This is a genomic window from Nocardia vinacea NBRC 16497 (assembly GCF_000308835.1).
Lineage (GTDB): Bacteria > Actinomycetota > Actinomycetes > Mycobacteriales > Mycobacteriaceae > Nocardia > Nocardia vinacea.
In genome coordinates this window covers 1-10,877 of sequence record NZ_BAGN01000022.1, presented here as the reverse complement: position 1 = coordinate 10,877, position 10,877 = coordinate 1, and the positions used below count along the sequence as shown (strand labels likewise).

The 10,877-nt window shown below is 65.8% G+C and carries 11 protein-coding genes and 1 pseudogene; 6 read left to right on the top strand and 6 right to left on the bottom strand.

The window, feature by feature from the left end:
• Both ON44_RS03285 and ON44_RS03280 read left to right on the top strand, forming a co-directional pair.
• Nucleotides 1-354, top strand: a pseudogene (locus ON44_RS03285) (steroid 3-ketoacyl-CoA thiolase); the annotation flags it as partial.
• Nucleotides 355-715: 361 nt separating this feature from the next.
• Nucleotides 716-1,132 carry a helix-turn-helix domain-containing protein gene (locus ON44_RS03280; protein ID WP_011207048.1) on the top strand — a complete coding sequence of 139 codons (417 nt, stop codon included), beginning with the start codon at nucleotides 716-718 and terminating at the stop codon, nucleotides 1,130-1,132.
• Nucleotides 1,133-1,445: 313 nt separating this feature from the next.
• On the opposite strand, the gene ON44_RS03275 is transcribed toward ON44_RS03280, so the two are convergent.
• The 5 genes from ON44_RS03275 to ON44_RS03255 form a co-directional block, all read right to left on the bottom strand.
• Nucleotides 1,446-2,456 (bottom strand): hypothetical protein, encoded by a 1,011-nt coding sequence (locus ON44_RS03275; RefSeq protein ID WP_040686288.1) that lies wholly within the window; start codon nucleotides 2,454-2,456, stop codon nucleotides 1,446-1,448.
• On the bottom strand, nucleotides 2,453-2,968 hold the full coding sequence (locus tag ON44_RS03270; RefSeq protein WP_040686287.1) for an ImmA/IrrE family metallo-endopeptidase: 516 nt from the start codon (nucleotides 2,966-2,968) through the stop codon (nucleotides 2,453-2,455). The genes ON44_RS03275 and ON44_RS03270 overlap by 4 nt, the downstream gene beginning before the upstream one ends.
• 11 nt (nucleotides 2,969-2,979) lie before the next feature.
• Complete coding sequence (locus ON44_RS46465; protein ID WP_157187041.1) at nucleotides 2,980-3,945, bottom strand: hypothetical protein; 966 nt, start codon at nucleotides 3,943-3,945, stop codon at nucleotides 2,980-2,982.
• Between the two features lie 537 nt (nucleotides 3,946-4,482).
• A complete protein-coding gene (locus ON44_RS03260) occupies nucleotides 4,483-5,394 on the bottom strand; it encodes an SDR family oxidoreductase (RefSeq protein ID WP_040686286.1) in 912 nt (303 codons plus the stop codon).
• Between the two features lie 37 nt (nucleotides 5,395-5,431).
• Nucleotides 5,432-6,229, bottom strand: a complete 798-nt coding sequence (locus ON44_RS03255; RefSeq protein WP_040686285.1) for an SDR family oxidoreductase — start codon at nucleotides 6,227-6,229, stop codon at nucleotides 5,432-5,434.
• Nucleotides 6,230-6,415: 186 nt separating this feature from the next.
• On the opposite strand from ON44_RS03255, the gene ON44_RS03250 reads away from it, so the two are divergent.
• The 4 genes from ON44_RS03250 to ON44_RS03235 are packed head-to-tail and all read left to right on the top strand — an operon-like array spanning nucleotide 6,416 to nucleotide 9,949.
• A complete protein-coding gene (locus tag ON44_RS03250) occupies nucleotides 6,416-7,189 on the top strand; it encodes an enoyl-CoA hydratase family protein (RefSeq protein WP_040686291.1) in 774 nt (257 codons plus the stop codon).
• Nucleotides 7,189-8,073, top strand: coding sequence for a CoA transferase subunit A (locus ON44_RS03245; protein ID WP_083897627.1), 885 nt, complete (start codon nucleotides 7,189-7,191; stop codon nucleotides 8,071-8,073). The genes ON44_RS03250 and ON44_RS03245 overlap by 1 nt, the downstream gene beginning before the upstream one ends.
• Complete coding sequence (locus ON44_RS03240; protein WP_051181435.1) at nucleotides 8,070-8,879, top strand: CoA-transferase subunit beta; 810 nt, start codon at nucleotides 8,070-8,072, stop codon at nucleotides 8,877-8,879. Before ON44_RS03245 ends, ON44_RS03240 begins: the two co-directional genes overlap by 4 nt.
• Nucleotides 8,876-9,949, top strand: a complete 1,074-nt coding sequence (locus ON44_RS03235; protein ID WP_040686283.1) for an NAD(P)H-dependent flavin oxidoreductase — start codon at nucleotides 8,876-8,878, stop codon at nucleotides 9,947-9,949. Before ON44_RS03240 ends, ON44_RS03235 begins: the two co-directional genes overlap by 4 nt.
• Before the next feature lie 379 nt (nucleotides 9,950-10,328).
• Here ON44_RS03235 and ON44_RS03230 read toward each other — a convergent pair.
• The coding region (locus tag ON44_RS03230) for a thiolase family protein (RefSeq protein ID WP_040686282.1) at nucleotides 10,329-10,877 on the bottom strand (549 nt) is incomplete at its 5' end.

Below are 10,877 nucleotides of genomic sequence, written 5' to 3'. Positions count from 1 at the left end.
GTGACCCAGGTGCTCGTCGGCGCGGAGCCCGAGTTCCATCTCGACGGTCCGGTGCAGGCCTGCACCCGGCTGCTCGAACGCTCCGGAATGAATATCGGCGACATCGACCTTTTCGAGATCAATGAAGCCTTTGCGGCAGTGGCACTTTCATGGGCCTCTGTACACAAGCCAGACATGGACCGGGTAAATGTAAACGGTGGCGCGATCGCCCTCGGACATCCCGTCGGTTCAACCGGATCTCGGCTCATCACAACGGCTTTGCACGAGCTGGAGCGATCCGGCGGTAGCACCGCGATGGTGCTCATGTGTGCGGGTGGTGCATTGGCGACAGGCACCATCATCGAGCGGTTGTAGCAGTTTCAACCAATTCTGCTCCAAAGTTGAACGTTCATCCCAATGCGCCCAAAACGTGTCGTACGCCACACAAAGTCCAGCACAGGCACGTAGATGACCTATCAGCTATCTTTTCGCTATCATAGACCTATCGGGGAAGACCCTCGCGACGGGCCAGAACCGGTTCACACCACCCCTTCTCAAGAGCCGTTGGCGTGACCCGCAAACGCAACCGTCGCAGTGACTTCACCGGAGCGGCACCTAGAAGCTTCAAGGAAATCCTGAATCAGGCGTAGGTTTTCAGTTACTGAGCCGCTAATATCAATGATACGTATCCGAGATAACGACTGTTAGTACAGCGAAGGGAATTGGGCGGCTCACAATGGCTGATTTCGCGGCGCGGCTGAACAAGCTGTTCGAAACCGTGCATCCCCCGGGGCGCAAGCCGCACACCAACGCGGAGGTTGCGGCTGCGCTGACGGCCTCCGGGCATCCGATCTCGAAACCGTACCTCTCGCAGTTGCGGTCGGGACAGCGGACCAACCCGTCGGACGAAACGGTGGCTGCACTGGCCAAGTTCTTCAAGGTCAAGCCGGACTACTTCTTCAACGACATCTATGCCGCCAAGATCGATCACGATCTGGAGTTGCTGTCCCAGCTGCAGGGCTACGGGCTGCGACGGTTGTCGAGTAGGGCGTTCGACCTGTCCGAAGAATCGCAGAACCTCCTCACCTCCATGGCGGAGAAATTGCGGGCAAGCGAAGGTCTGCCCGAAATTCCTCCGGACGGTACCGAATAGGTTCTCCCACAGTGCAGTACGGTGCGGCCCACAGGGCCGCACCGTACTGCGTCATGGGTATTGCTGCTGCTCGACTTCGTCGCATCCGCCGTCACCCATAAAATTGTGGGCTTGGCGACAGCGCAGGGTTGCGATAAAAGCGCGCCCGGAGTGACCGGTTTGTGACGAAATCAGTTGTGCGGATACGTCGGTAGACACATGGAATCCGGCATGGCCATCAGCCCAGCCGGATTCCTTGCTATGTCAACCATATTGAATACCCCGAGCAAGTCCTTCAGAATGCTTCGGACTGATCGGTTTTGATTGCACACGATCAATTTCGGGCAGCGGATCCGGCACCCGCCTCGTAGGCACGCGCGATTGCCTGGATCCAACCGCGGGGACTAATGCCCTCGGGCGGAGCAATCCACCGCGCGTCGACTACTACATCGCCCAATGGGTTTCGCGCCCACTGCGCAACTCGGTCCGCACGCGCCGATACCAGTGGCGGTGGCGGGCCCGCGGCGACCAATTCGACGCCGCCGCCGGATTGCAGATACAGCGCGTCCATGATCTGCGCGACCTGATCGGATGCCTTGAGCTGCGTCGAGGTACCGGTCTGCTCGTGTGCGACCACCTCCGGAAACCGGCCGACCATGGTGCGGTGCAGAACCTTGATCTGCCGCAACAGGATTCGCGCACGCACCCACAACTCCACCACGATCCAGACCGCGCCGAACGCGATGAGCAGCGCGGCCGCCTCCCAGATCGGCCAAGCCCAGTCCGGTTCGCCGGCCTGCGCGGCCGGCACATCGGTGAAGGCCCGGCGGACCTGCAGCACAGCCAGTACCGCGACGACCGCGGTGCCCGCGGTGTAGATCGCGATACCGCGACCGAGGGTGGTCCAGTCCAGATTGCGCACACCGGTGACGACGACGAATACACAGCCGAGCGCAACGACTATCCAGCCGAAGGTGGTGGACCAGAACAGATTCACCGCGACCGCGAGCACACCGACGCCATAGATGACGAAGGCGATCTGGCGCAGATTGCTGCGGGAGACGACCGGCCACGCGGCCGAGGCGACCACCGAGGTCGCGGCCGCGAAGAGGAGCCAGGCCGAGGCGACGATGCTGTCGGAGAGCATGCCCGAATGCAGGCCGCGCGGTAGCAGGTTGTCCAGCGCCAGCGCGATCTCCGGAACCGCGACGGTGGCCGCGAGTGCGACCGCCGCGACCGCGACGACGATCGCCACCCGGGCTGTCGTCGCGGGCTTCACCAGCACGCGCCCCACACGCGCACCGGCGGCAACCCAGACCAGCATGGCCGTCAACCAGAGGGTCATCCCAGCGCCTCATCGAATCGAAGGACCGAGACGCCTGCGCCCCGGCTGTTGAATACGCGGAGTCGGGTCATCAACATGGCGGCGAAGGTTTCGGCCTCCCATTCGGCGAGTTCGTCCGCGCCGTCGTCGACGATCTGCTGATGCGCCCGCTGACTGAGCATGTAGGCGATCAGATCGTCGCTGGCCTCCAGCATCACCTCCGGCGCGGGCGCGCCCTCGTGATCGAAGACGATATGGCCCAATTCGTGTGCGAGCGTGTGATCGCGGCTCGGCAGTGCCGTGGCGAGCACGATGACATCGCGGTCCGGATAGAACCGGCGCTGGCCGCAGACACCGGGACCCAGTTCGGCGCTGGCGATTTCGATCTCGCGGCGCCGCTCGCTGGCAATGGAGGCGACGACCTCCTCCAGGGTGGTCGCATCGGAATCCGCGGCGACCGCGCATACCGCGTCGACCGCCGCCGCGACCCGGCGGTATGCCCGGAGTCCGCTTTGGGTCCTACTGTCACTCATCGAACGCCCCCTTACGTCCTCGGTCCGAAGAATTCGGCACGAGCGGCATCGATGCGGGCCTGCGCGGCCGACGCGCTCTGGAAACTCACTGCGCCGGAACCGGTTCCGGCCAGTGCCAGGGCGATCAGGCCGCCGACGACACCCAGCACATTGGGCTGCGGCAGGCCGTCGTCGGCACTGGTCGCCCGGACGTCCGGATTCGGCTTGGCCGACACCGCGGGCGGTGCGGCAGGCGCGGCCGGCGGTGGTGCCTGCTCAGGAGCGGGGGCGGCCGGCGCAGCCACTGGGACCGGCGTGATCTGCGGCGCTGCCGATGCGGGCGGTGCAGGCGGAACGATGATCGGAGTGGGTGGCACCGCGGGCGCGGGCGCGGGCGGCGTCGGCAGCGGGATCAGGAGCAGCAGCAGTGGCGAGGCAGAGCCGACCGCCGCGGAACCGACGGCGGCCGAACCGGTTGCGGCCGAACCGGTTGCGGCCGATCCGACGCCCGCGGAACCGACACCGGCCGAACCGACCGCGGCCGAACCCGTGCCCGCCTGTGCCGCACCGGCCGAACCGGTTGCGGCAGAACCGGTTCCGAGCACAGCCGAGCCCGTACCGGCGGCCGCGGAACCGACGGCGGCGGAACCGGTACCGAGAATGGTGGCGGCACCGACCGAGCCGGTGCCGATGATCGCGCCGACCGAGCCACCGCCGAGGAGTACGCCGAGCAGACCCGTCGCGCCCACCGCGGCTGAACCGGCGGCGGACCCGGGACCGGCAGCCGGGTTGACACCGGCTGCGGCATCGGTCGGATCGACCGGCGAACTCACACTCGACTGGCCCGGAATCGTCAGCGGCATCCAGATATCGCCGTTCGAATCCGGCGTCGGATTATTCGGGTCCGTGCACTGCGCACAGGCGCCGCCGGGCTGCGCTTCGGCCGAAACACCCCCGAGTAGCGCAACGCCGGCGACAGTCGCAAGTACTGCAACCACACGCGACGTGCGACCAACGGCCATGCGCCAGCCTTCCCCTCATCCGAAATAGCGCAGATCTCTTGCCCGGTCGCAACACTTCAGTTCCGGGACTTCAACGAACGGGAGCCCATAGTAAACCTCAGCCCGAATCCGCGCAGTGGCTCGGGCCACGCCGGGTATTCGACACGCCCGACCGGCCACACGCCGGTTCTCGGTCGACAGACCAGATCATGCCTTCGGGAGTTCGGCTGTAATCCCGAACACATTTCCGCGTTGATCCCCCTACGCGCGCTGGACTAAACGGGCAGACCAGTACGTATGTCGATGCCTCGCAGCGGCGAATCGGACGCGCCCACAGTGGAACCCGCGTCGGTCCGTTCGCCGGGCGACGGACCCACCGCGGACCGCATCCGCGCACCCCTACGACCAGAACACGAATCGAGGGACGCGCCGACACAACCCCACCGAGCCGGAGCGAAATATAGTACGGTCGTACCGATCTCTGTCGGGGGAAGCAATCGTCCAGCTTTCGGCGCTGCCGGAGCTATTCGGCGCTCAAGCGCCGTACACCGACTCCGGCGGAACGGACTTGGCGATCAGGTCGGCGACCACCGGGCCGAGTTCGGCGGGATTCCAGCGGGCGCCGCGGTCCACGGCGGTGCCGTGCCGCCAGCCGTCGGCGAGTGCGACCTTGCCGCCCTCGACCTCGAACATCCGGCCGGTGACGGCCGCGGATTGCGAGCTGCCGAGCCAGACCACGATCGGCGAGACATTCTCGGGAGCCATCGCGTCGAAGCCGTCCTCGGGGGCCGCCATGGTCTCGGCGAAGACGGTTTCCGTCATCCGCGTGCGGGCAGAGGGGGCGATGGCATTGACGGTGACGCCGTAGCGCGCGAATTCGGCCGAAGCGGTGAGGGTCAGGCCTGCGATACCCGCTTTGGCGGCACCGTAATTGCTCTGGCCGACACTGCCCTGCAGACCCGCACCGGAGCTGGTGTTGATGATGCGGGCATCGACCGGGCGACCCGCCTTGGATTCAGCGCGCCAGTACTCGATCGCATGGCGCATGGTCGCGAAGTGGCCCTTGAGGTGGACCCGGATCACCGCATCCCACTCGTCCTCGCCCAGGTTCACCAACATGCGGTCGCGCACGAAACCGGCATTGTTGACCAGCACATCCAAGCCGCCGAAGGTGTCGACGGCCTGGCGGATGAGATTGCGGGCGCCGTCCCAGTCCGCGACGTCGTCACCATTGGCCACGGCCTCGCCGCCGAGCGCCTTGATCTCGGCGACGACCTGTTCGGCGGGCGTCTCACCGGTCGCCGCGCCGTTCAGCGCGGAGCCGAGATCATTGACGACCACGCGGGCTCCGGCGGCGGCGAAGGCGAGCGCGTGCGCCCGGCCGATACCGCGGCCGGCGCCGGTGACGATGACAATGCGCCCCGCGCAGATCTGCTCGGTGTCCATAACCTGTTGTGTCCTCTTCGTTTTCGGATTCGATTGTTCAAGCCTGAGCGGTCTGCTCGCCGAGTTTCGCATTCGAGGCCGCGAGGAATGCCGGACGCTCACCGCCGCCGTGCACCAGCAGCGTCGCGCCGCTGACGAAGGCGGCCAGGGATGAGGTCAGGAATGCGGCGCAGCGACCGATGTCCTCGGGGCGGGCCATCCGACCGAGCGGGATGGTCGCGCCGACGGCGTCGATACCGTCTTGATCGCCATAGTGCAGTTCGCTCAGTTCGGTGACAACCGGCCCCACAACCAGCGAGTTCACCCGCACTTTCGGCGCCCATTCGACGGCGAGCGAGGAGGTCAGGCTGTCGATGCCCGCCTTGGCCGCGCCGTAGGCGGCGGTACCCGGCGACGGCCGGTGCCCGCTCACACTGGACACCATCACAATGGAGCCGCCGCCCGGCTGCTGCTGCATCACCGCATTGGCAGCCTGCGAAACCAGCAGGGGCGCGAGCAGATTCAATTCGACGATCTTGCTGTGGAAGTTCTTGCTGGCGTCGGCGGCGAGGGCGAACGGGGCGCCGCCCGCATTGTTGACCAGGTGATCGAGGCGGCCGTGCCGCGCGACGATCGTGTCGACCAAACCCTGCACGGCATCGGCATCGCGCACATCGCAGGGCAGGTATTCGATCTCCCGGCCCGCATGCTGCACCGGCTCGTCACCGGGGCGTCGCGCGCAGGCCACCACGGTCGCGCCCGCGGCCAGGAAGGCCCTGCTGACGCCCGCCCCCACCCCGCGCACACCGCCGGTGACAAGGACGACGTTGCCGGTGAGGTCTATTTCGAGTGCCACCGTGCTAACCTACCAAGCAACTGCTTGCTTCGCCAGACCGTAGCGACTGCTTGCAGGTCGCTCGAAAGGGTCAGCAGCGACTGCTTGCAGGTCGCTCGAAAGGGTCAGCAGCGACTGCTTGCAGGTCGCTCGAAAAAACAGCGCCGAGGCTATCGGCCTACCCCGGCACACACGATGGGACATGCGATGGGGATCAACCGTCACTCCGAATCAACCGGCATCACCGTGGTCACGGTCGACTACCCGCCGGTCAACGCCATACCGTCCGACGGCTGGTTCACTCTGGCGGATGAGATCCGCGCGGCCGGTCGCGATCCGGAAACCAAAGTGGTGGTGTTGCGCGCCGAGAACCGCGGCTTCAATGCCGGTGTCGATATCAAGGAGATGCAGCGCACCCCCGGCCATCAGGCGCTGATCGACGCGAATCACGGCTGTTTCGAGGCGTTCGCGGCCGTCTACGACTGCCCGGTGCCGGTGATCGCGGCGGTGCAGGGCTTCTGCCTCGGCGGGGGCATCGGCCTGGTCGGCAATGCCGATGTCGTAATCGCCTCGGATGACGCGACGTTCGGCCTTCCCGAGGTCGACCGCGGCGCGCTCGGCGCGGCCACTCACTTGTCCCGGCTGGTGCCGCAGCATCTGATGCGCGCGCTCTTCTATACCGCGAGCACCATCACCGCACAGCAGTTGCAGCACTTCGGCTCGGTGTACCAGGTGGTGCCGCGCGCCGAACTCGATGCCGCCGCACTGGAGGTCGCCAAGAACATCGCGGCCAAGGACGGCCGGGTGATCCGAGCGGCGAAGCGGGCGCTCAATGGCATCGATGTGCAGGACGTGCACCGTAGCTACCGCTACGAACAGGGCTTCACCTTCGAACTGAATCTGGCCGGTGTCGCGGATGAGATCCGTGCACGGTTCGACGACGATCTGGCCGCGCGTAAGGAAGAGAGCAAGGAAAACTGATGCGGGACAAGCGAATGTCGCTCGACGAGGTCGTCGGCGAGCTGCGCAGCGGTATGACCATCGGCATCGGCGGCTGGGGCTCGCGGCGCAAGCCGATGGCGCTGGTGCGGGCCATCCTGCGCTCGGATATCACCGATCTGACCGTAATCAGTTACGGCGGACCCGACCTCGGTCTGCTCTGTTCGGCGGGCAAGGTGCGCAAGGCGTACTACGGCTTCGTCTCGCTGGATTCGCCGCCGTTCTACGATCCGTGGTTCGCCAAGGCGCGGACGTCCGGCGCACTGGTGGCGCGGGAGATGGACGAGGGCATGTTGAAATGCGGGCTGGAGGCGGCGGCCGCGCGACTGCCGTTCTTGCCGATCCGCGCCGGTCTCGGATCCGATGTCGTAAATTTCTGGGATGGCGAGCTGAAGACCGTCGCGTCGCCGTATCCGGACGGCGACGGACGAACCGAGACGCTGATCGCGATGCCCGCGCTGAATCTCGATGCGGCGCTCGTGCATTTGAATATCGGCGATAAACACGGCAATGCCGCCTACACCGGTGTCGATCCGTACTTCGACGACCTGTACTGCCTGGCCGCCGAGCGTCGCTACGTATCGGTGGAACAGGTGGTGGAGACCGAGGAACTGGTGAAAGCCGTCCCGCTGCAGTCGTTATTGCTCAACCGGATGCTGGTCGACGGTGTGGTCGAGGCACCCGGCGGCGCGCACTTCACCCTGGCCGCCGATAGCTACGGCCGCGACGAGAAGTTCCAGAAGCACTATGTGGAGTCGGCCAAGACGCCCGAGTCCTGGCAGCAGTTCGTCGACAAGTATCTGGCGGTCTCCGAGGACGAATATCAGGCCGCCGTCCGCGAGTTCGCACAGGAGGCGCAGAAATGACAGCATCGCGAAGCGATTCCGTGAGGGGTGGTGGTCGGGTAACGGGCGGACCTTCCACCGAAACTGTTACTCGGGCCGAGATCTGCGCCATCGCCTGCGCCGAGATCTTCAGCGGCGCGGGGGAAATCATGGCCTCGCCGATGTCGCCGATGACGATCATCGGCGCGCGGCTGGCCAAGTTGACCACCGAACCGGATCTGCTGCTCTCCGATGGCGAGGCGCTTTTCTTCGCCGATACTCCCCCGCTGGGCGGTAAAGCACCGATCGAGGGATGGATTCCGTTCCGCAAGGTGTTCGATGTGGTCGCCTCCGGTCGGCGCCATGTGGTGATGGGGGCCAATCAGCTCGATCGGTTCGGCAATCAGAATCTGTCGGCATTCGGTCCGTTGCAGCAGCCGACTCGGCAGATGTTCGGTTCGCGCGGTGCGCCGGGCAACACCATCAATCATCCGACCAGCTACTGGGTTTCGCGGCATACGCGTCGGGTGTTCGTCGATCAGGTCGATATCGTCTCCGGCGTCGGCTACGACAAAGTCGATCCGGCCAATCCGGCGTATCGGTTCCACCACCTGCACCGAGTGGTCACCAATCTCGGCGTCTTCGATTTCGAGGGACCCGACCACACGATGCGGGCGCGCAGTCTGCATCCTGGCGTCACCGCCGACGAGGTCGCCGAGAACACCTCGTTCGAGATCGCCGGACTGGCCGATGCGGGCCGGACCCGGCTGCCGACCTCGGAAGAGTTGCGGTTGATCCGGGATGTGCTCGATCCCAAGAAGGTTCGGGAATCGGAGGTGCCGTCATGAGCTCGCTGCGGACACCGCTGACCGAGTTGGTCGGCATCGAACATCCGATCGTGCAGACCGGCATGGGTTGGGTGGCCGGGCCGAGCCTGGTGTCGGCGACGGCCGAAGCGGGTGGACTCGGGATTCTGGCCTCGGCCACCATGACATTCGCCGAATTGGAAGCCGCGATCGCGAAGACCAAGGCGCATACCGAGAAGCCATTCGGGGTGAATATCCGCGCCGACGCCACGGATGCGCCCGAGCGGATCGATCTGTTGATCCGGGAGCAGGTGGCCGTCGCGTCATTCGCGTTGGCACCGAAGCAGGAACTCATCGCCAAGCTGAAAGATGCCGGTGTGGTGGTGATCCCGTCGATCGGCGCGGCCAAGCATGCGGTGAAGGTCGCGGCCTGGGGTGCCGATGCGGTGATCGTGCAGGGCGGCGAGGGCGGTGGGCATACCGGTCCGGTGGCGACCACGCTGCTGCTGCCGTCGGTACTGGATGCGGTCGATATTCCGGTTGTCGCGGCGGGCGGATTCTTCGACGGACGTGGTCTGGCGGCCGCATTGGCCTATGGCGCCGCGGGTGTCGCGATGGGTACGCGTTTCCTGCTGACCAAGGAGAGCACCGTGCCCGACGCGGTCAAGCAGGAGTACCTGAAGCGGCAACTGCAGGACACCGTGGTCTCACTCAAGGTCGACGGTATGCCGCACCGTGTGCTGAATACCGAACTCGTTGATCGCCTGGAACATTCGGGGCGCTGGCGGGGGTTGGCCGCCGCGGTCTCCAATGCGGCGAAGTTCAAGGGCATGACCGGCATGAAGTGGTCGACCATGGTCCGTGACGGTCTGGCCATGCGAAAGGCCAAGGACCTCAGCTGGTCTCAGGTCGTCATGGCCGCCAATACCCCGATGCTGCTGCGCGCCGGACTCGTCGAGGGCAATACCCATGCGGGCGTGCTCGCCGCGGGCCAGGTCACCGGCATCATCGATGACCTGCCTACCTGTAAGGAACTCATCGACCGCATCGTCGCCGATGCCGTCACACGGATCGACAGCATCGCCGCGCTTACCGCGGACCACAATTCATAGCGCGTCCGATCGAAAGGAAGTGAACGGGCCGCTCGGTCGCGGCCGTTCGCGCTTCCCCCGGGCTTGCTGTCCCGAGGCTGCACACCCCTTGTGATAACCGCACACCCTGTACGCGGGGTGTGCAGTCGTCACAAGGGGTGTGCGGTCGTTTGGGGGCCGTCGCGCAGAAGCTTGCCACCGAGAGGACGATCGCCGAGGAGTGTGGCTGGGTGGAAACGCCGAAAGGCCGCCCCGGTCCTGCCGACCGGGGCGGCCTTTCAACTTCTCGGCGACAACTGGTCTCGTGGGTACATGGGTAACTCGTCGGGCACGCCCAACAGTCGACCCGGCACCCGACGCAGGACCTGTCGAAAAGCCGTGTGGCTCTTACTCGTATGGCCTAAATATTCGGGGAGGCGGACAAGCGCTCGATAATCGTTGCGTTGGCGGTGCCGCCGCCTTCGCAGATGGTGAGCAGGCCGTAGCGGCCGTTGCGGCGTTCCAGCTCATTGAGCAGGGTGGCGAAAAGCTTTGCGCCGGTGGCGCCGAGCGGGTGGCCGAGGGCGATCGCGCCGCCGTTGACGTTCACCTTCTCCGGATCGGCGCCGGTCTCCCGCAGCCAGGCGAGCACGACCGGGGCGAAGGCCTCGTTGATCTCGACGACATCGATATCCTCGATGGTCAGACCGGTCTTCTCCAGCGCCCACTTGGTGGCCGGAATCGGGCCGGTGAGCATCATGATCGGGTCGGCACCACGGGCGCTCACATGGTGGATGCGGGCACGCGGGCGCAATCCGTATTCCGCGACGGCCCATTCGGAGGCGAGCAGGGTCGCGCTCGCGCCGTCGGAGATCTGGCTGGCGACCGCGGCGGTCAGCGTGCTGCCCTCGGCGAGCACGGGCAACGACGCCATCTTCTCGAGCGAGGTCTCGCGCGGTCCCTGGTCGAT